The sequence below is a fragment of the Streptomyces sp. PA03-3a genome, from assembly GCF_033792735.1.
Taxonomy (GTDB): domain Bacteria; phylum Actinomycetota; class Actinomycetes; order Streptomycetales; family Streptomycetaceae; genus Actinacidiphila.
On the sequence record NZ_JARAVM010000019.1, the window covers coordinates 145,389 to 165,200 of the forward strand.

A 19,812-nucleotide genomic window follows, 5' to 3' on the forward strand; every position below is an offset into this window, starting at 1 on the left:
CGCCGCATGACCGGCGCCCCCCTGCACCTGTTCCACGCTCTCCCCCCTGTCCCGCTGCGCTCACTCTAATGGCGCGCTCATCTGTAGGCGGTGCAAATCACATGGGCGGAGGGCTGGCGCCGAGGTTACTCGCCGGTTACCCTCTAACCAACGCACACAGCGGCCTGGTGACGCAGCCGCCGTGTGCCGCCGTCGTCGGTTCGGCACCATCGTGGCGCAGCCCCGGGACAGGGCTCGCCGGATCTCACGCGGGTACGCACACACACGCGTACGCACCCCCGCGGCTCCTCGACTCTCCCGCCCCCGCGCCTGCGCAGCAGAGACGCACGGCGCGGACCCTCAGCATTCGGAGTTCCGCGATGGACCGTCCACGTCCCTTCCCCACCGTCGCCATCATCGGTCTCGGCACCATGGGCACCGGCATCGCCGAGGTCGTCGCCCGGGCCGGCCACGAAGTCGTCGGCATAGAGATCGACGACGCGGCCGCGCACCGCGCCGTCGCCGCCCTGGAGTCCTCCACCGCCCGCGCCGTGCAGCGCGAGCGGATCACCGAGTCCGAGCGCGGCGACATCCTGGCCCGATTCCGCACCTTCCCCGACCTGCAGGCGGCGGCCGACGCCGACCTGGTGATCGAGGTCGTCACCGAGCACTTCGAGATCAAGCGCGAGGTCCTCACGGCCCTCGACGCCATCGTGAAACCCGGCGCCGTCCTGGCGACCGGCACCAACGCGCTGTCGGTGACCGAGCTGGCCTCGCACACCTCGCGCCCGGACCGCGTCCTCGGCCTGCACTTCTTCGCCCCTGCCCCGGCCATGAAGCTGGTCGAGGTGGTCTCCACCGTGCTGACCTCCCCCGAGACCACCGACGCCGTGACCGAGCTGGTCCGCTCGTTCGGCAAGCAGCCCGTGGCGGTCGGCGACCGCCCGGGTTTCATCGCCGACGGACTGCTCTTCGGCTACCTCAACCAGGCCGCGGCCATGTACGAGGCCCGGTACGCCACCCGTGAGGACATCGACGCGGCGATGCGGCTGGGCTGCGGCCTGCCCATGGGCCCGCTCGCCCTGCTGGACCTGATCGGCATCGACACAGCGCAGACCGTCCTGGAGGCGATGTACCAGGCCTCGCGCGACCGGCTGCACGCCCCCGCGCCCGTCCTGAAGCAGCTCACCGCCGCCGGCCTCAAGGGCCGCAAGGCCGGGCGCGGTTTCTACACCTACGAGGCCCCCGGCAGCGCGACGGTCGTCCCGGACGCCGAGACCCCGGCCGAGGCCGCCGGTGCCGGCGGCGGGCGCCCCGTGCGCAGCGTGGGCGTCGCCGGCTCGGGCACGATGGCCACCGGCATCGCGGAGGTCTTCGCCAAGGCCGGGTACGAGGTCGTGCTGGCCGCCCGCGGCCAGGAGAAGGCCGACAAGGCGGTCGCGGCACTGGCCGCGTCCCTGGACCGGTCGGTCGCGAAGGGCCGGCTCGGCCAGGAGCAGCGCGACGCCGCCGTGGCGCGGGTGACCGCGGCCGGCTCGCTGGACGCCTTCGCCGACGTGGACCTGGCCGTCGAGGCGGTCGCCGAGGACCTGCCCGTCAAGCAGCAGCTCTTCGCGACCCTGGACAAGGTCTGCAAGCCGGGCGCGGTGCTGGCCACGACGACGTCCTCGCTGCCCGTGGTGGCCGTCGCGACGGCCACCACGCGCCCGCGGGACGTCATCGGCATGCACTTCTTCAATCCGGCGCCCGCAATGAAGCTGGTGGAAGTGGTGTGCACCGTGCTGACCGCCGAGGACGTGCGCGCGACGGTCCACGAGGTCTGCGGCCGGATCAGGAAGCACGCCGTGGACTGCGGCGACCGTGCCGGCTTCATCGTCAACGCGCTCCTGTTCCCCTACCTCAACAACGCCGTGAAGATGGTGCAGGAGCACTACGCGACGGTCGAGGACATCGACTCGGCGATGAAGCTCGGCGGCGGCTACCCCATGGGGCCCTTCGAACTGCTCGACGTGGTCGGGCTGGACGTCTCGCTCGCGATCGAGCAGGTGCTGCACAAGGAGTTCCGCGACCCGGGCCTGGCGCCGGCGCCGCTGCTCGAGCACCTGGTGTCCGCGGGCTGCCTCGGCCGCAAGACGGGCCGCGGCTTCCGCGAGTATGCCCGCCGCTGACCACGCGGGCGCCTGGGACGGCCGGGACGATCCCGGCGGCTGGGGCGGTCTGCTGGGACCGCCCCACCGCCTCCGCACACCGGGCTCGGTCCACGCCTCGGCGGGAATGCAGTACGTTCGCGGTATGCCCCAGCCCGTGAAGCCCGCCCGTGCGTCCTCCAGCACCGCCCAGCGCCATCGCGTCCGCCAGGAACTGGCCGCCGCGGCGATGCACCTCTTCGCGACCCAGGGGTACGAGGCGACCACGGTCGACGAGATCGCGGCGGCCGCCGGGGTCGCGCGCAGGACGTTCTTCCGGCACTTCCGCTCCAAGGAAGAGGCGATCTTCCCCGACCACGACGACACCCTGGTGCGTGTGGGGCAGGTGCTGGACTCCGCCGAGCCGCACGAGCACCCGCTCGACACGGTGTGCCGCGGCATCACCGAGGTGCTGCGCATGTACGCCGAGGCTCCCGAGGTCTCGGTGGAGCGTTACCGCCTGACCCGCGAGATCCCGATCCTGCGGGAGCGCGAGATCGCCTCGGTGGCCCGCTACGAGCGGCTGTTCACCCGCTACCTGCTGGGCCACTTCGACGAGGGCGCCCACCACGACGGGGACGACGACCCGCTGCTGGCGGAGGTCGCCGCGTCCGCCGTCGTCGCCGCCCACAACCATGTGCTGCGGCGCTGGCTGCGCGCGGGCGGCAAGGGGGACGTCGAGTCACAGCTGGACCACGCCTTCGAGGTGATCAAGCAGACCTTCGGCACGGGCATCGGCCGGCGCCCCTCGCCCACGCCGGTGCTCGCCTCCCAGCAGGGCGAAGTCGTCGTCGCCGTGGCCCGCACCGACGCCTCGCCGGCCGAGGTCATGCGGACGATCGAAAAAGCCCTGAAGGGCGCGTAGCCGCCCCTTCGCGCCCCCGGCGCCCTCCCGTACCCCCGCCACCCCACCGGCGCCCCCAGGCCTTCGTGCCGGGGGCGCCTGCCTGTGTTGCTCAAACGTGAAGTCGTGGTGCCATCTGAGAAAAATTGTTGGCACGCAGTGTCTTGCAGGGTGGCACGCGGTGCCATAACGTAAGAGCTGTCCGGGCGGGCGGCGTACTGGGATCCGTCGTACGCCGTCTGTCCCCAAGGCCCGGGCGCCTGCGTCACAGGCAATCACCGCGCCACCACGCGCTCCGCTCCATCCGTGCGACCGCCACGGACAGCCGGCACCACCGCCGAACCGACGGCACCACCCCCAGCAAACCCCCGACGTTCCCTCAAGCGTCCCTACGTCGCGCTTCGCCGGAGGCATCACCGTGAAGGACATCCTCGACGCAATCATGGCGTCCGAAAGCACGGCCGCGGACTTCGCCGCACTGCCGCTGCCCGAGTCGTACCGCGCCATCACCGTCCACAAGGACGAGGCCGGCATGTTCGAGGGCGTGGACAGCCGCGCGAAGGACCCGCGCAAGTCGCTGCACCTGGACGAGGTGCCCGTGCCCGAGCTCGGCCCGGGCGAGGCCCTGGTGGCCGTCATGGCCAGCTCGGTCAACTACAACTCGGTGTGGACCTCGATCTTCGAGCCGGTCTCGACGTTCGGTTTCCTCGAGCGGTACGGCAGGCTCTCCCCGCTGACCAAGCGGCACGACCTGCCGTACCACGTGATCGGCTCCGACCTGGCGGGCGTCGTGCTGCGCACCGGACCCGGCGTGAACCTGTGGAAGCCGGGCGACGAGGTCGTCGCGCACTGCCTGTCCGTCGAACTGGAGTCCGCGGACGGCCACGACGACACGATGCTCGACCCCGAGCAGCGCATCTGGGGCTTCGAGACCAACTTCGGCGGCCTCGCCGAGATAGCGCTGGTCAAGTCCAACCAGCTGATGCCCAAGCCCAGGCACCTCAGCTGGGAGGAGGCCGCGGCCCCGGGGCTGGTGAACTCCACGGCCTACCGCCAGTTGGTCTCCCGCAACGGCGCCGGCATGAAGCAGGGCGACAACGTGCTGATCTGGGGCGCCAGCGGCGGCCTGGGCAGCTACGCCACCCAGTTCGCGCTGGCCGGCGGCGCCAACCCGATCTGCGTGGTCTCCTCGCCGCAGAAGGCCGAGATCTGCCGCCGCATGGGCGCCGAGGCCATCATCGACCGCACCGCCGAGAACTACCGCTTCTGGAAGGACGAGCACACCCAGGACCCGAAGGAGTGGAAGCGCCTGGGCAAGCGCATCCGCGAGCTGACCGACGGCGAGGACGTCGACATCGTCTTCGAGCACCCGGGCCGCGAGACCTTCGGAGCCTCGGTCTACGTCACCCGCAAGGGCGGCACGATCGTCACCTGCGCGTCGACCTCGGGCTACAACCACGAGTACGACAACCGCTACCTGTGGATGTCGCTCAAGCGCATCGTCGGCTCCCACTTCGCGAACTACCGCGAGGCGTGGGAGGCCAACCGCCTCATCGCCAAGGGCAAGATCCACCCCACGCTGTCGAAGACGTACCGCCTGGAGGAGACCGGCCAGGCCGCCCACGATGTGCACCGCAACGTGCACCAGGGCAAGGTCGGCGTGCTGGCGCTCGCCCCCGAGGAGGGCCTCGGCGTCCGCGACGCGGAGTTGCGGGCCCGGCACATCGACGCCATCAACCGCTTCCGGAACGTCTGAGACCGGGAGGGAGCATGAACGAGCGTCAGAAGGATCGTCCGTGGCTGATGCGGACGTACGCGGGGCACTCCACCGCCGAGGCGTCCAACGCCCTGTACCGCCGCAACCTCGCCAAGGGCCAGACCGGCCTGTCGGTCGCGTTCGACCTCCCGACGCAGACCGGGTACGACCCCGACCACATCCTGGCCCGCGGCGAGGTGGGCCGGGTCGGGGTCCCGGTCGCCCACCTCGGCGACATGCGCCGGCTCTTCCAGGACATCCCCCTGGAGGAGATGAACACCTCGATGACCATCAACGCCAGCGCCATGTGGCTGCTCGCGCTCTACCAGGTGGTCGCCGAGGAGCAGGGCGCCGACGTCACCAGGCTCCAGGGGACGACGCAGAACGACATCGTCAAGGAGTACCTGTCGCGCGGGACGTACGTCTTCCCGCCCGGCCCGTCGCTCCGGCTGACGACGGACATGATCGCGTACACGGTCAACCGCCTCCCCAAGTGGAACCCGATCAACATCTGCAGCTACCACCTGCAGGAGGCCGGGGCCACGCCGGTGCAGGAGATCGCGTACGCGATGTCCACCGCGATCGCCGTCCTGGACGCCGTCCGCGACTCCGGACAGGTTCCGCAGGAGCGGATGGGCGACGTCGTCGCGCGCATCTCCTTCTTCGTCAACGCGGGTGTCCGCTTCGTCGAGGAGATGTGCAAGATGCGGGCCTTCACCCGCATCTGGGACAAGGTCACCCGTGAGCGCTACGGGATCGAGGACCCCCGGCAGCGCCGCTTCCGCTACGGGGTGCAGGTCAACTCGCTGGGCCTGACGGAGGCCCAGCCGGAGAACAACGTCCAGCGCATCGTGCTGGAGATGCTGGCCGTGACGCTCTCCAAGGACGCCCGGGCCCGCGCCGTGCAGCTGCCGGCCTGGAACGAGGCGCTGGGCCTGCCGCGCCCCTGGGACCAGCAGTGGTCCCTGCGCATCCAGCAGGTTCTGGCCCACGAGAGCGACCTGCTGGAGTACGGCGACATCTTCGACGGCAGCCACGTGATCGAGGCGAAGGTCGCTGAGCTGGTCGAGCGGTCCCTCGCCGAGATCGGGCACATCCAGGAGATGGGCGGCGCCATGGCCGCCGTGGAGTCCGGCTACCTGAAGTCGCAGCTGGTCTCCTCGCACGCCGAGCGCCGGGCGCGGATCGAGTCCGGCGAGGAGAAGATCATCGGCGTGAACTGCTACGAGGGCACCGAGCCCAGCCCCCTCACCTCGGATCTGGACGGCGCCATCATGACCGTCGACCCGGAGAACGAGGCGCGGGTCGTCACCGCCCTCCACGAGTGGCGCGACAACCGGGACGAGGTGCGGGCGCAGCGGTCGCTGGAGACCCTCAAGGCCGCGGCGGCCGGCACCGGCAACCTCATGGAGGCCACCTTGGAGTGCGCCCGCGCGGGCGTCACGACGGGCGAGTGGTCCTGGGCGCTGCGCGACGTCTTCGGCGAGTTCCGCGCCCCGACGGGCGTGAGCGGCGCCCCGGTCGCGGTCACCGCCGAGCCGGGCACGCCGCTGGCCGAGGTACGCCGCAAGGTGACGCAGACCGCCGGGGAGCTGGGCACCGGCAAGCTGCGGCTGCTGGTGGGCAAGCCGGGCCTGGACGGTCACTCCAACGGCGCCGAGCAGATAGCCGTGCGGGCGCGCGACGCCGGCTTCGAGGTGGTCTACCAGGGCATCCGGCTGACACCCGAGCAGATCGTCTCGGCCGCGGTCGCCGAGGACGTCCACTGCGTGGGCCTGTCGATCCTCTCCGGCTCGCACGCCGAGCTGGTGCCGGACGTGCTGGACCGGCTCCGCAGGGCCGGCGTGGACGACGTGCCGGTCATCGCGGGCGGCATCATCCCGCCGGCGGACGCGGCCAAGCTGGTCGAGTCCGGTGTCGCGGCCGTGTTCACGCCGAAGGACTTCGGGATCACCGAGATCATCGGCAGGATCGTGGACGAGATCCGCAGGGCCAACAAGCTGGACCCGCTGGAGGTCGCCGCGTGACCCCCGCGACGAACACCCGTACGAACACGTTCGACACCCCGGAGGAGCAGGAGAGATGCAGTTCGGCCGTACGTATGAAGAGTTCGAGGTCGGCGCCGTCTACAAGCACTGGCCCGGGAAGACGGTCACTGAGTACGACGACCACCTCTTCTGCCTCCTGACCATGAATCACCACCCGCTCCACATGGACGCCAACTACGCCGAGAAGACCACCGACTTCGGGAAGAACGTGGTCGTGGGGAACTACGTCTACTCCCTGCTGCTCGGCATGTCGGTGCCGGACGTCTCCGGCAAGGCGATCGCCAACCTGGAGGTCGAGTCGCTCAAGCACGTGGCACCGACCTTCCACGGCGACACCATCTACGGCGAGACGACCGTGCTGGACAAGTGGCCGTCGAAGTCGAAGGACGACCGCGGGATCGTCCACGTGGAGACCAAGGGGTACAAGCAGGACGGCACCCTGGTGTGCGTCTTCCGCCGCAAGGTGCTGGTCCCCACCGCCACCTACATCAAGGAGCGCGGCGGCGAGCAGCCCGGCCGCCCCGAGCTGAACGCCTAGGAGACAGCAGACATGAGCCGCCTCGCGCAGACCGACGGGCTGACCGACATCCAGCAGGAGATCCTCTCCACCGTCCGCAGCTTCGTCGACAAGGAGATCATCCCGGTCGCCCACGAGCTGGAGCACAAGGACGAGTACCCCACCGACATCGTCGAGGGCCTCAAGGAACTCGGCATCTTCGGGCTGATGATCCCCGAGGAGTACGGCGGCCTCGGCGAGTCCCTGCTCACCTACGCCCTGACCGTCGAGGAGATCGCCCGCGGCTGGATGAGCGTGTCGGGCATCATCAACACGCACTTCATCGTCGCCTACATGCTCAAGCAGCACGGCACCGAGGAGCAGAAGGAGTACTTCCTGCCCCGCATGGCCACCGGTGAGGTGCGCGGCGCCTTCTCGATGTCCGAGCCGGGCCTCGGCTCCGACGTCTCGGCGATCCGCACCAAGGCGGTCCGGGACGGCGACGACTACGTCATCAACGGCCAGAAGATGTGGCTGACCAACGGCGGCACGTCCAACCTCGTCGCGGTGCTGTGCCGGACCGACGAGGGCCAGCCGGAGGGCGCGGCCCCGCACAAGTCCATGACGACCTTCCTCATCGAGAAGGAACCGGGCTTCGGACCGAACCCGAGGGTGAAGGGCCTCACCGTGCCGGGCAAGATCGAGAAGATGGGGTACAAGGGCGTCGACACGACCGAACTCATCCTCGAGGACGTGAAGATTCCGTCAAATCGCGTCCTGGGCGGTCGGAGCGGCCGCGGGTTTTACCAAATGATGGACGGTGTCGAGGTCGGCCGGGTCAACGTGGCGGCCCGGGGCTGCGGCGTCGCACAGCGGGCCTTCGAACTGGGGATTGCGTACGCCCAGCAGCGGCAGACCTTCGGCAAGCCGATCGCGCAGCACCAGGCGATCCAGTTCAAGCTCTCGGAGATGGCCACCAAGGTCGAGGCGGCCCACGCGCTGATGGTGAACGCGGCCCGCAAGAAGGATTCCGGCCAGCGCAACGACCTCGAGGCCGGCATGGCGAAGTACCTGGCCTCGGAGTACTGCAAGGAGGTCGTGGAGGACGCCTTCCGCATCCACGGCGGCTACGGCTTCTCCAAGGAGTACGAGATCGAGCGCCTGTACCGCGAGGCACCGATGCTGCTCATCGGCGAGGGCACCGCCGAGATCCAGAAAATGATCATCGGCCGCCGGCTGCTCGAGGAGTACCGGATCCAGGGGTGAATGTCTGGGTTGTGACACTTTGTGCGAGCCAAAGGTCACACCCAGTCATCAAATACCGGCCACTGACTCGACTGCTGGCTTGCCCAGTTGCCGGGGACTCCCGATACCATTCACGGAAAGCCGCCGTCCCCTGCACCATCATTGCGGCACCCTCCGCTACGAAGGTCTTCCATGCCCCACAGCCATTCCTCTGCACAACGCGACAGCCGGGCCGGCGTACGCCTCGCGCGCGGAGCGTCGCCGTGGCTCCTCCCGACCGTCGCCACCGCGGCGGTCAGCCTCGTTCGCGCCCGCCGCTCCGGGCGCTGGGCGGCCGTGGCCGTCCCCACCACCGCCCTCGCGGCCGGCATGCTGTGGTTCTTCCGCGACCCCGAGCGCGAGATCGCCCAGGGCCGCGTCATCTCGCCGGCCGACGGCGTGGTGCAGAGCATCATGCCGTGGAAGGACGGGCGCACCCGCGTCGCGATCTTCATGAGCCCGCTGAACGTCCATGTGAACCGCGCGCCGCTCGCCGGCACGGTCACGTCCGTGGAGCACATCCCCGGCGGATTCGTTCCGGCGTTCAACAAGGAGAGCGAGAACAACGAGCGCGTCGTCTGGCACTTCGACACCGAGCTCGGCGACATCGAGATGGTGCAGATCGCCGGAGCCGTGGCGCGCCGCATCGTCCCTTACGTGCCGCAGGGCACCAAGGTGGAGCAGGGCGAGCGCATCGGCCTGATCCGTTTCGGCTCCCGTGTGGACATCTACCTGCCGGAGGGCGTCGAGCCCGCCGTCGAGGTCGGCCAGACCACCGTGGCTGGGGTGACGCGCCTTGACCGTGATTGATCCCGACACCCAGGCACCATGGGTCGCCTCGGTGGACGAGGACGACGACGATGACATGCCGCTGTCGACGCGCCTGTCGATAGCGGACGGCCTGACCCTCGGCAACGCGATCTGCGGATTCATGGCGGTGTACTTCACCACCACCGGGGTGCTCGTGCCGCACCTGATGGGCAACACCGACGGCGGCATGACGCGGCACAGCGCCGCCACCGCCGTGCTGCTGATGCTCATGGCCTCGGTCTTCGACCTCTTCGACGGGCTCGTGGCGCGCAAGCTGCGCAGCTCGGCGATGGGCGCGGAACTGGACAACCTGTCCGACCTGATCAGCTTCGGCCTGGCCCCCGCCTACTTCGTGGTCGTGTGGGGCCTGATCTCGGACGACGCCTACGGCAAGGTGTCGGCGGTGGCGGCGGTCGTGGTGCTGCTCGCGGTCGTCCTGCGCCTGGCCCGCTTCTCCTGCACGACGGTGCGGGAGGGGATCTTCCAGGGCATGCCGAGCCCCTTCGGGGCGATGACGGTCATCTCCGTCGTGCTGCTGGATCTGCCCTTCATCCCGACGGTGCTGGCCATCGTCGGTGTGGCGTGGCTGATGGTCAGCCGGGTCGAGTACCCGAAGCCGCGTGGCCGGCTCGCGACGATCACGCTCGCCTGGATCGTGCTGAGCATGGGCTGCCTGGTCTGCTGGGCGTTCGCCGTCCCCGGCGGCGACGTGCTGCTGCAGACGGGCGCGGCCCTGCAGATCTGCGCCGCGGCGGTGATCCCGCTCTTCGCGACGACCCGCCGGGTCAACACGATCCGCAACAACCGGCGTGAGGCGCGTACGGCACAGCTTCCGTAGCAGTACAGCCTCACAGCCTCACAGCCTGGGAAGTACGTGACAGGGGCCCCGAGCCGGGAAGGCTCGGGGCCCCTGGCGTTCCCGGGTCAGGCCGGGAGGTCGCGCGCGATGTCCCCGGCGAGGCGCTCCAGCAGCGGCCCGGCCTCGGCCATGCAGCGCGCCGGGTCCGGCTCGAGGTCGGTCAGCGCGTACGCCCGCCGGATGCCGGCCGCGCCCAGGGCCGGTCCGGACAGCGTGAGACGGCCGCAGACGGCGACGACGTCCACGTCCCGGGCACGGGCGGCGGCCGCGACACCGGCCGGGGCCTTGCCGTGCAGGGTCTGCTCGTCCAGCGAGCCCTCGCCGGTGATGACCAGGTCGGCCCGCTCCAGAGCTTCCGCGAAGCCGAGCATGTCCAGGAGCACCTGGACGCCGGGCCGGAAGGAGGCGCCCAGACCCACCAGCGCCCCGAACCCGACGCCGCCGGCCGCACCCGCGCCCGGCGACTCCGCGGCCGCACCGGCCCCCAGCACCTCCGCATAGCGGGCGAGCGCGGCGTCCAGCGTCGCGACGTCCTCCCGCGAGGCGCCCTTCTGGGGGCCGTAGACGGCGGCGGCGCCCTTGGGGCCGAGCAGCGGGTTGTCGACGTCGCTGGCGAGGACGACCTCGGTGCCGGCGAGCCTCGGGTCGAGACCGGAGAGGTCCGCCGAGGCCAGCCCGGCGAGCGCCGCACCGCCCGGGCCGACCGGTTCGCCCCGGTCGTCCAGCAGACGGGCGCCGAGCGCGACGAGCATGCCCGCGCCGCCGTCGTTGGTCGCGCTGCCGCCGACGCCGAGCACGACGGACCGCGCCCCCGCGTCGAGCACCGCCCGCAGTAGCTCACCGGTGCCGCGGGTGGTCGCCGTCAGCGGCGCGAAGACTCCCGGCGGCAGGTGCCGCAGCCCCGAGGCCTCGGCCATTTCCACCACGGCGGTGCCGTCGCGCAGCGCGTACGCGGCGGTGACCGGCTCCCCGAGCGGCCCGGTGACCTCCACCAGCCGCCGTTCGAACCCCGCGGCGACGGCGGCGTCCACCGTGCCGTCCCCACCGTCGGCCACCGGCACGGACTCGACGACGAGACCGGGAGCGGCCCGCCGCAGTCCCGCCCCGAGCCGCTCCGCCACCTCGACGGCGGTGAGCGAACCCTTGAACTTGTCCGCTGCTATGAGCACTCGCACAGCCCGTGCGTCCGTCACTTTGATCTCCCTTACGGCAGGTCGCGCCGCTTGGACCCTATCCCGGGGCGCCCGGGCGGTACACCGTAGGCATGGCCCTCACAGCCCTCTCCCTCGAAGACCGCGTCCTCGGCGGCTGGCTCGGCCGGATCGCCGGCAACATGCTCGGCAAGCCCGTCGAGCGCGGCGACCACTGGACCCGCGAGCGCATCGACCGCTACCTGCGCACGGCCGGGGCGCTCCCGCTGACCGACTACATCCCGGCGCTCGACCCGCCGCCGGACCCGGCCGAGTTCGCACTGCGCCCGGAGTGGCCGCAGTGCACCCGCGGCAACATCCACGGCAGCGCGCGGGACGACGACGTCGACTACGCGATCCTCGGACTCGACCTGCTGGAGACGTACGGCCCGGACTTCACCACCGAGCAGGTCGGCGAACTGTGGCTGCTGCGCCTCCCCTACCTGCAGACCTTCACCGCCGAGCGGGCGGCGTACCGCAACCTCGCCAACGGGCTGAAGCCGCCGCTGACGGCCACGGCGGACAACCCGTACCAGGAGTGGATCGGGGCGCTGATCCGCGCCGACATCCACGGCTGGACCTCCCCCGGCGATCCGCGGCGGGCCGCCTCCCTCGCCCGCCGGGACGCGGTGCTGTCGCACACGGGCAACGGGGTGTACGGCGCGATGTGGGCGGCGGCGCTGATCGCGGCGGCGTTCACGGCGCCGGACGCCCGGGCCGCGCTGGAGTCGGCGCTGCGGCACGTCCCGCCGGGCTGCAGGCTGGCACGTACCGTGCGGCGGACCATGGCGCTGCACGAGGCGGGGCTCGACTGGGCCGCCACGATGGCGGAGCTGGACGAGGAGACCCGCGGGCTGCACTGGATCCACACCGTCCCCAACGCCGCACTCGTCACCGCCGGACTGCTCTACGGCGCGGGCGACTTCACCGCGACCATCACGCTGACCGTACGCGGCGGCCTGGACACGGACTCGGGCGGCGCGACGGCGGGTTCGGTCGCCGGGGTGCTCTGCGGCGCGGCCGCGATCCCCTCGCAGTGGACCGACCCGCTGGAGGACCGGGTGCGCAGCGCCGTGTTCGGCTTCGACGGGGTGGCCGTCAGCGAACTGGCCCGCCGCACGGTTCTCCTGGTGCCGTAGGGTCTCACGTGTGCGATACATCGTTGTGGGAGCGGGCGCGGTCGGCGCGACGATCGGCGGACGGCTGCACGAGAGCGGTCACGAGGTCGTCCTGGTCGCGCGGGGAGCGCACCTGGAGGCGCTGCGCGACCGCGGGCTCACGCTGCGGACGCCGGACGGGACGCAGAAGCTGCGCGTCCCGGTGGCCGCCGGTCCGGGGGAGCTGTCCCTCCGGGCGGACGACGTGCTGGTGCTGGCGGTCAAGACGCAGGACACGCAGGCCGCGCTCGACGCCTGGGCCCCGGTCGCGGACCGTCTGCCAGTCGTCTGCGCCCAGAACGGCGTGGCCAACGAACGCATGGCACTGCGCCGTTTCCGCGACGTGTACGGGATGTGCGTGTGGCTGCCGTCGACCCACCTCGAGCCCGGTGAGGTGGTCGCCCCCTGCGGGCCGCTGACCGGGATCCTCCACCTGGGCCGCTACCCGCACGGGACGGACGACCTGGCGCGGGCCGTCTCCGCGGACCTGGAGAAGTCCTCCTTCGCGGCCCCGGTCGTGCCCGACGTGATGCGCTGGAAGTACGCCAAACTGCTGTCGAACCTCGGCAACGCCGTCGAGGCCCTGTGCGGCGGCTGGGACGAGACGGCCGCCGGACTCCTCGACCGGGCGAAGGCGGAGGGCACTGCGGTGCTCGACGCCGCCGGCATCCCGTACGCGGGCGTCGAGGAGCAGGCGGCGGTGCGCGGGGACCTGGTGAGCCTGCGGCCGGTCGACGGCTTCGCCCGGGGCGGCGGCTCGTCCTGGCAGAGCCTGACCCGGGGCACCGGGAGCGTCGAGGCGGACTGGCTCAACGGCGAGATCGTGCTCCTCGGACGGCTCCACGGAATACCCGTGCCGGTCAACGAGACGCTGCGGCGGCTCGCGAACCGCGCGGCACGCGACCGCCGCGCCCCCGGAGGCCTGGAGCCGGCGCAGGTGGCCGCCGCCGTCGAGGGCCGCAACCCCGTAGGTTGGGGCGCGTGACCACCACCGATTTCTCCGCGTACATCGACAGCCTGCCCAAGGTCCTCGCCGGGGCCAGCACGCTCTTCCGCGACGCCGGGGGCCGCATCCTGATCGCCGAGACCACCTACCGCGAGGACGGCAAGTGGGTGCTGCCCGGCGGCACCATCGAGTCGGCCGACGGGGAGACGCCCCGCGAGGCGGCGCGCCGGGAGACCCTGGAGGAGGTCGGACTGGACGTCGAGCCGGGCGTCCTGCTCACCGTCGACTGGGTGCAGGGGCCGTCGGGGCGGCCGCCGCTGACCTCGTACATGTACGACGGCGGGGTGCTCGACGAGGCCGCGCTCGGCGCGATCGTACTGCAGGAGGAGGAGCTGTCCGCCTGGCGGATGGCGACGCCCGAGGAGGCCGAGGAGTACCTCTCCCCCGGCCTCTACCGGCGGGTCCGTGCCGCTCTGGCCGCGCTGGAGGACGGCGCCTGCCCCGTCGAGCTGGTCAACGGCCGTCCTCCCGCGATCGGTCAGCGGCCCACCGCGTAGCCCTGCATCCCGCGGGGGTTGGCGGCGGAGGACAGCACACCGGTCTCCGGGTCGCGGGCCACGGCGCACAGCCTGCCCTCGGACCAGGGGGCGGAGACGGTGACGTCGTGGCCGCGGCCTCGCAGCCCGGCGATGACGGACTCCTCGAAGCGGCTCTCCACGGTGAGGCTGCCCGGCCGCATCTCCCGCGGGTGGAAGGAGCTCGGGAAGCTGTCGTTGTGCCAGTTGGGCGCGTCGATGGCGCCCTGGAGATCGAGGCCGCCCCGGACGGGGGCGCGCAGGGCGACACCCAGGAAGAAGTGCAGCGACCACTGGTCCTGCTGGTCTCCGCCCGGCGTGCCGAAGGCCATCACGGGCACGCCGTCGCGCAGCGCGAGCGAGGGGGTGAGCGTGGTGCGCGGACGGCGGCCCGGGGTCAGGGAGTTCGGCAGGCCGGGCTCCAGCCAGGTCATCTGCAGGCGGGTGCCGAGCGGGAAGCCGAGCCCGGGCACCACCGGGTTGGACTGCAGCCACCCGCCGCTGGGGGTGGCGGCGACCATGTTGCCCCAGCGGTCGACGACGTCGAGGTGGCAGGTGTCGCCGCGGGTCGCGCCGTTGTGGGCGACGGTCGGCTCTCCTACCCCCATGGCGTCGAAGTCGGGTGCCGCCGTCGGGTCGTGGAGCGGGAAGCGGGGCAGCCGCGGCGTGCGGCCGCCGGGGCTGCCGGGGCGCAGCTCGTGGGAGGCCTTGGCCGGGTCGACCAGGGCGCGCCGCGCGTCGTTGTAGGCGGGGGAGAGCAGTTCGGCGAGGGGGACGCCGTCCTCGGCGTCGCCGTACCAGGCCTCGCGGTCGGCCATCGCGAGCTTGGTGCCCTCGACCAAGGTGTGCACGTAGTCGGCGGTGCCGTACTCCAGGTCGGCGGGGTCCGGCAGCAGGGCCAGTTGCTGCAGGAAGGCGGGGCCCTGGCTCCAGGCTCCCGCCTTGCAGACCGTCCAGCCGTTCCAGTCGAAGGTCACCGGGTCCTCGTGGCGGGCCTCGTACGCGACGAGGTCGTCCCCGGTCAGGGTGGAGGCGTGGCGCTCGCCGGTGGTGTCCATCGCGGGACGGGCGGCGAAGGTGGCCAGCGCCTCGCCGATGAAGCCCTCGCGCCACACCCTGCGGGCCGCCTCGATCTGCGCCTCCCGGCCGCTGCCTGCGGTCTCCGCCTCCCGCAGCAACCGCCGCCAGGTGGCGGCCAGACCGGGGTTGCGCAGCAGGGCGCCCGGACGGGGCGGACGGCCGTCGGCCAGGTACAGCTCGGCCGAGGTGGTCCATTCCGTCTCGAACAGCGCCTGCACGGAACCGACGGTGGCGCCGACCGCCTCCACCGCGGGATGGCCCTGCTCGGCGTAGCCGATGGCGTAGGAGAGCACGTCCGCGAGCGGCTTGGTGCCGTGGTCGCGCAGCAGCACCATCCACGCGTCGAAGGCACCGGGCACGGCGGCCGCGAGCGGACCGGTGCCGGGGACGAACTTTAGGCCCAGCGCGCGGTAGTGGTCCACGCTCGCCCCGGCCGGGGCGGGGCCCTGGCCGCTGAGCACGCGCACGGGACCGCCGGCGGGCGCGACGATGATCGGCACCTCGCCCGCGGGTCCGTTGAGGTGCGGCTCGACCACGTGCAGGACGAACCCGGCGGCCACCGCCGCGTCGTAGGCGTTGCCGCCGCTCTCCAGCACGGCCATCGCCGACTGCGAGGCGAGCCAGTGCGTGGAGGAGGCCATGCCGAAGGTGCCCTGGAGGGTGGGCCGGGTCGTGAACAATTCGGTGCTCCTCGCGCGGGGGGTACTCCTACACTCGCACGGTGCCCCCCGAGCCTGAACACGTACCCCCTGTCTCCTCCATGGCGCGGGCTCTCGCCCGGGTCCCCGGTGTCGTCGCGGTGATGCTCGGCGGCAGCCGGGCGCGCGGTACGCACCGCCCCGGCTCCGACTGGGACCTCGGCGTGTACTACCGCGGGGAACCGGACCTGGATGCGCTCGCCGCGCTCGCCGCCGAGGCGACGGGCGGGCCGGTGGAGATCGCCGGCCCCGGCGGCTGGGGGCCCTGGGTGAACGGCGGGGCGTGGCTGCGCGTCGACGGCCTGCAGGTCGACTGGATCCTGCGGGACCTGGACCGGGTGCGGCGGGTGTGGGACGACTGCCGCGCCGGCCGCTACGAGGTGGGCGTCCAGGCAGGCCATCCGCTGGGCTTCTGGTCCCCGGTGTACGCCGGCGAGGTGGCCCTGGGCCGTGTCCTGACCGATCCGGCGGGCGAGCTGGCCGCGCTGCGCGAGGGCACGCTGGTCTACCCGGAGCCGCTGCGCGAGGCGCTCGTCGGGGCGTCCTGGGAGGCGGACTTCCTCGTGGTGAACGCCCGCAAGTCCGCGGGTGCCGGGGACGTCCTGCACGCGGCGCTGTGCCTGTCGCGGGCGGTGGGGGTGCTCACGCAGTCGCTCCACGCCCACCACCGCGTGTGGTGCCTGAACGAGAAGGGGGCCCTCGCCGCCGCGAGCGCCCTCCCGGACACCCCGCCCGGCTTCCGGGCCCGCGCCGAGGGGGTGCTGGCGGGCCTCGGCGACCCGGTGGCGGCGGTGGAGGACGCGTCGGCGCTGGTCGCCCAAGTCCGGGCGGCGCTGGGCTGACCCCGGGCCGGAATCCCGGGAGGAGCCCCGCGCGGCGGCCGGACAGCCGCCCGCGGCCCGCCGCGGCCCCGGGGGAGGACGCGGAACCGGCGACGCCCTCCCCGCGGACCCGTCTCGCGCGCGGCGAGGACGGTCACCCGATGCTGGTCTGCCGCGACCAGTCGTTGTGGAAGGTGAATCCGCCGCTCGCCGGCGGCATCGGCGACTGCACCTCGATCCAGCACAGGGGCTCCGTGCCCAGCGCCGCGAAGCCGTGGGACGCGCCGACGGGCGCGAAGACGAGGTCGCCGGCCCCGGCCAGGTCCTGCTCGCCGTCGCAGAAGGACCGCGCCTGGCCGGAGATCAGGTAGTAGATCTCCTCGAACGGGTGGAAGTGCTCCTTCGCGGTCTTGAGAGGAGCGTTGTCGACGACGCCGGGCGTGAACTGGACGATGAACATCGCATGGTGACGCGCCCCGAGGAGGTCGTCCACCATCATGCGGATCTGGACGTTCTGCACGTTCGCGCCGTGGTAACCCGGCATGGAGATGGACCCGGGCGGCGCCATGTCCGCCTGGTCGAAGTGACCGGCGTACGGCTTGGCCGGGTCGAGTTCGTCGACGGGCACGCCCTGTGCGGGCACTTGCGTCTCGGGCGCATCGAACACCCCCCACGTCCCCCTGCCGTCGATGGGCGCGGCTGGGGAGCGTGCACGCGCAGCATGCGCACCCGCTGATCGGTCGGGTTGCTCCACGCGTGGCCGACGGCGTGGGGCACGAGGCCGAAGTCGTGCGGACGCAGGGCGTAGCGGCGGTCGGCGACCGCGAGCAGCGGGTTGCCCTCCAGGACGAAGTACGACTCCTCGAACGGGTGCCGGTGTCCGACGACGTGGCCACCGGGCTCGAGTTCGACGATCGCGATCGACAGATGACCGGCGCCATCGTCCGGGCCGAGGAAGTGCGCCACACGGACGCCCTTGCCGGGCTCGCTCGGGTGCGACTCGGCGAACTCCAGGGAGTCCCCTCGGTGAACACTCAAGGATCGGGGAGCTCGCGAGACCTCTGCTGACTGCTTCATGGTCGCCTTTCCCTGCTAGGTCCAGTGCTACGAGACTGTTTTCGACGACTGTTAATCGAGACAAGATCGCAGGTGACCGTACGTGCGGCGAGGGCCGGCGGGGACGGGCGGCGCGTGACGCGCGGCGCGATATCCGTTCGCTCCGGGGGCTGCGGGCGTCCTACTCTCGGCTCATGTCCAGGCCTCTCGTAGCCATTCTCAGTGGCGCAGGTATCTCGACCGATTCCGGCATCCCGGACTACCGCGGTCCGAACGGGCTGTGGCGGCGCGATCCGGAGGCCGAGAAGCTCGTGACGTACGAGCACTACATGGCCGACCCCGATGTGCGCCGCCGGTCGTGGCGGATGCGCATGGACAGCGCGGCGCTGGAGGCGCGGCCCAATGCCGCGCACGAGGCGATCGTCCGGCTGGAGCGGTCGGGGGTGCCGGTGCGCGTGATCACGCAGAACATCGACGGTCTGCACCAGATGGCGGGGCTGCCGGAGCGCAAGGTGCTGGAACTGCACGGCACGGCCCGTGCCGTGGTGTGCACGCGGTGCCACGACCGTTCGTCCATGGACGAGGCCCTGGCGCGGGTCCGGGCGGGCGAGCCGGATCCCGCGTGCGGGAAGTGCGGCGGGATCCTGAAGTCGGCGACCGTGATGTTCGGACAGCGGCTGGATCCGGTGGTCCTGGGCAACGCGATGGCCATCGCCAAGGGGTGCACGGTCCTCGTCGCGGTCGGCACCAGCCTGCAGGTGCAGCCCGCCGCGTCGCTCGCCGGGATGGCGGCGGAGCACGGCGCGCGTCTGGTGATCGTCAACGCCGAGCCGACGCCGTACGACGAGATCGCGGACGAGCTGGTGCGCGAGCCGATCGGGAGCTCACTGCCCGCGCTCCTGGACGGGATCGCCCGGCAGGCCGCGACCGGCTGACGCGGGTGCCCCCGGACGGCATCGCCCGGGGGCACGGCTCACGGCAGGTCCTGCGCCGCGACTACCAGCGGTGGTGGACCTGGGCGCGGATGCTCCGGTCGTACAGGTCGCGGACGGCGTCCAGCGTGCTCTGCGGCAGCGGCGGCAGGGCGGCGGCCTCGGCGTTGGCACGGGCCTGCTCGACGGAGCGGGCGCCGGGGATCACCGTGGTGACGCCGGGCTGCTGGATGATCCAGCGCAGCGCGATCTGGGCCGGGGTCGCGCCCTCCGGGGTGAGGGCGGCGAACTCGGCGGCGGCCTCCAGGCCGGTCGCGTAGTCGACGCCGGAGAAGGTCTCGCCCTGGTCGAAGGCCTCGCCGTGCCGGTTGTAGGTGCGGTGGTCGTCGGCCGGGAAGACCGTGTCCTTGGTGTAGCGGCCGGACAGCAGACCGGAGGCGAGGGGGACGCGGGCGATGATGCCCACGCCGGCCTCGGCGGCGGCCGGCAGGACCTGCTCCAGGGGCTTGAGCCGCAAGGCGTTGAGGATGATCTGCACGCTGGCGACGCCCGGGCGGGCGATCGCGGTCAGCGCCTCCTCGCAGGTCTCGACGCTGACGGCGTAGGCCGCGATGCGCTGCTCCTCGACGAGGGTGTCGAGGGCGTCGAAGACGGCGTCCGAGGAGTAGACGGCGGTCGGCGGGCAGTGCAGCTGCACGAGGTCGAGGGTGTCGACGCCCAGGTTGGCCCTGGAACGATCGTTCCAGGCACGGAAGTTGTCCAGGACGTAGTTCTCGGGGACCTGGGCGACCCGGCGGCCCATCTTCGTGGCGACGAAGATCCCGGCGTCCGGGCGCTCCCGCAGATAGCGGCCGATCAGCTGCTCGCTGCGTCCGTCGCCGTAGACGTCCGCCGTGTCGAAGAGGGTCACGCCCTCCGCCACGGCCGCGTCGAGGACGGCGAGTGCGTCCTCCTCGCGGACCTCGCCCCAGTCGGCGCCCAGCTGCCAGGTGCCGAGACCCACGACGGACACCTTGCGGCCCGTCCTGCCCAATACGCGCTGCTCCATGCCTTCGATGCTAGTCGCTGCCCCGTCGGCCCCAGCCGACGGGGCAG

General features: G+C 72.0%; 17 protein-coding genes and 1 pseudogene. 13 read left to right on the top strand and 5 right to left on the bottom strand.

The window, feature by feature from the left end:
- The first annotated feature begins 359 nt into the window (after nt 1–359).
- The 8 genes from PV342_RS23375 to pssA all read left to right on the top strand — a co-directional run bounded on the left by PV342_RS23375 (nt 360) and on the right by pssA (nt 10,241).
- Nucleotides 360–2,147 carry a 3-hydroxyacyl-CoA dehydrogenase family protein gene (locus PV342_RS23375; RefSeq protein ID WP_500318602.1) on the top strand — a complete coding sequence of 596 codons (1,788 nt, stop codon included), beginning with the start codon at nt 360–362 and terminating at the stop codon, nt 2,145–2,147.
- Nucleotides 2,148–2,253: 106 nt separating this feature from the next.
- Nucleotides 2,254–3,030, top strand: coding sequence for a TetR/AcrR family transcriptional regulator (locus tag PV342_RS23380; RefSeq protein WP_026251344.1), 777 nt, complete (start codon nt 2,254–2,256; stop codon nt 3,028–3,030).
- 397 nt (nt 3,031–3,427) lie between these two features.
- Complete coding sequence (ccrA, locus tag PV342_RS23385) at nt 3,428–4,765, top strand: crotonyl-CoA carboxylase/reductase (RefSeq protein ID WP_329184893.1); 1,338 nt, start codon at nt 3,428–3,430, stop codon at nt 4,763–4,765.
- A gap of 14 nt (nt 4,766–4,779) precedes the next feature.
- The gene (locus PV342_RS23390; protein ID WP_400796239.1) at nt 4,780–6,792 is read left to right on the top strand and encodes a protein meaA; all 2,013 of its coding nucleotides are present in this window, start codon (nt 4,780–4,782) and stop codon (nt 6,790–6,792) included.
- Nucleotides 6,793–6,847: 55 nt separating this feature from the next.
- Nucleotides 6,848–7,351 (top strand): MaoC family dehydratase, encoded by a 504-nt coding sequence (locus tag PV342_RS23395; protein ID WP_400796236.1) that lies wholly within the window; start codon nt 6,848–6,850, stop codon nt 7,349–7,351.
- A gap of 12 nt (nt 7,352–7,363) precedes the next feature.
- Entirely contained in the window at nt 7,364–8,575 is a 1,212-nt protein-coding gene (locus PV342_RS23400; RefSeq protein WP_400796233.1) for an acyl-CoA dehydrogenase family protein, read from the top strand.
- Nucleotides 8,576–8,746: 171 nt separating this feature from the next.
- Nucleotides 8,747–9,403 carry a phosphatidylserine decarboxylase gene (locus tag PV342_RS23405; protein WP_018561003.1) on the top strand — a complete coding sequence of 219 codons (657 nt, stop codon included), beginning with the start codon at nt 8,747–8,749 and terminating at the stop codon, nt 9,401–9,403.
- Nucleotides 9,390–10,241 (top strand): CDP-diacylglycerol--serine O-phosphatidyltransferase, encoded by an 852-nt coding sequence (pssA, locus tag PV342_RS23410; RefSeq protein ID WP_026251346.1) that lies wholly within the window; start codon nt 9,390–9,392, stop codon nt 10,239–10,241. The genes PV342_RS23405 and pssA overlap by 14 nt, the downstream gene beginning before the upstream one ends.
- An 86-nt stretch (nt 10,242–10,327) precedes the next feature.
- Here the strand turns inward: pssA and PV342_RS23415 are convergent, their stop codons facing one another.
- Entirely contained in the window at nt 10,328–11,455 is a 1,128-nt protein-coding gene (locus tag PV342_RS23415; protein WP_400796226.1) for a glycerate kinase, read from the bottom strand.
- Between the two features lie 71 nt (nt 11,456–11,526).
- On the opposite strand from PV342_RS23415, the gene PV342_RS23420 reads away from it, so the two are divergent.
- Genes PV342_RS23420 through PV342_RS23430 form a run of 3 tightly spaced genes read left to right on the top strand, consistent with a single transcriptional unit; the run spans nt 11,527 to nt 14,112 of the window.
- Complete coding sequence (locus PV342_RS23420) at nt 11,527–12,591, top strand: ADP-ribosylglycohydrolase family protein (RefSeq protein WP_329184899.1); 1,065 nt, start codon at nt 11,527–11,529, stop codon at nt 12,589–12,591.
- Between the two features lie 10 nt (nt 12,592–12,601).
- Nucleotides 12,602–13,594 carry a ketopantoate reductase family protein gene (locus PV342_RS23425; protein WP_400796222.1) on the top strand — a complete coding sequence of 331 codons (993 nt, stop codon included), beginning with the start codon at nt 12,602–12,604 and terminating at the stop codon, nt 13,592–13,594.
- The gene (locus PV342_RS23430) at nt 13,591–14,112 is read left to right on the top strand and encodes an NUDIX domain-containing protein (protein ID WP_386986447.1); all 522 of its coding nucleotides are present in this window, start codon (nt 13,591–13,593) and stop codon (nt 14,110–14,112) included. Before PV342_RS23425 ends, PV342_RS23430 begins: the two co-directional genes overlap by 4 nt.
- On the opposite strand, the gene PV342_RS23435 is transcribed toward PV342_RS23430, so the two are convergent.
- Nucleotides 14,094–15,890, bottom strand: a complete 1,797-nt coding sequence (locus tag PV342_RS23435; RefSeq protein WP_500318603.1) for a gamma-glutamyltransferase family protein — start codon at nt 15,888–15,890, stop codon at nt 14,094–14,096. The two genes, PV342_RS23430 and PV342_RS23435, sit on opposite strands and share 19 nt — an antisense overlap.
- Before the next feature lie 80 nt (nt 15,891–15,970).
- Here PV342_RS23435 and PV342_RS23440 point away from each other — a divergent pair, with 80 nt between their 5' ends.
- On the top strand, nt 15,971–16,750 hold the full coding sequence (locus PV342_RS23440; RefSeq protein ID WP_500318610.1) for a nucleotidyltransferase domain-containing protein: 780 nt from the start codon (nt 15,971–15,973) through the stop codon (nt 16,748–16,750).
- A gap of 133 nt (nt 16,751–16,883) precedes the next feature.
- On the opposite strand, the gene PV342_RS23445 is transcribed toward PV342_RS23440, so the two are convergent.
- Nucleotides 16,884–17,396 carry a cupin domain-containing protein gene (locus tag PV342_RS23445; protein WP_500318604.1) on the bottom strand — a complete coding sequence of 171 codons (513 nt, stop codon included), beginning with the start codon at nt 17,394–17,396 and terminating at the stop codon, nt 16,884–16,886.
- Nucleotides 17,397–17,500: 104 nt separating this feature from the next.
- Nucleotides 17,501–17,806 (bottom strand): annotated as a pseudogene (locus PV342_RS23450) (cupin domain-containing protein); the annotation flags it as partial.
- Nucleotides 17,807–17,979: 173 nt separating this feature from the next.
- On the opposite strand from PV342_RS23450, the gene PV342_RS23455 reads away from it, so the two are divergent.
- Entirely contained in the window at nt 17,980–18,720 is a 741-nt protein-coding gene (locus PV342_RS23455; protein WP_386986453.1) for an SIR2 family NAD-dependent protein deacylase, read from the top strand.
- A gap of 61 nt (nt 18,721–18,781) precedes the next feature.
- Here the strand turns inward: PV342_RS23455 and PV342_RS23460 are convergent, their stop codons facing one another.
- On the bottom strand, nt 18,782–19,765 hold the full coding sequence (locus tag PV342_RS23460) for an aldo/keto reductase (RefSeq protein ID WP_400796209.1): 984 nt from the start codon (nt 19,763–19,765) through the stop codon (nt 18,782–18,784).
- Between the last annotated feature and the right edge of the window lie 47 nt (nt 19,766–19,812).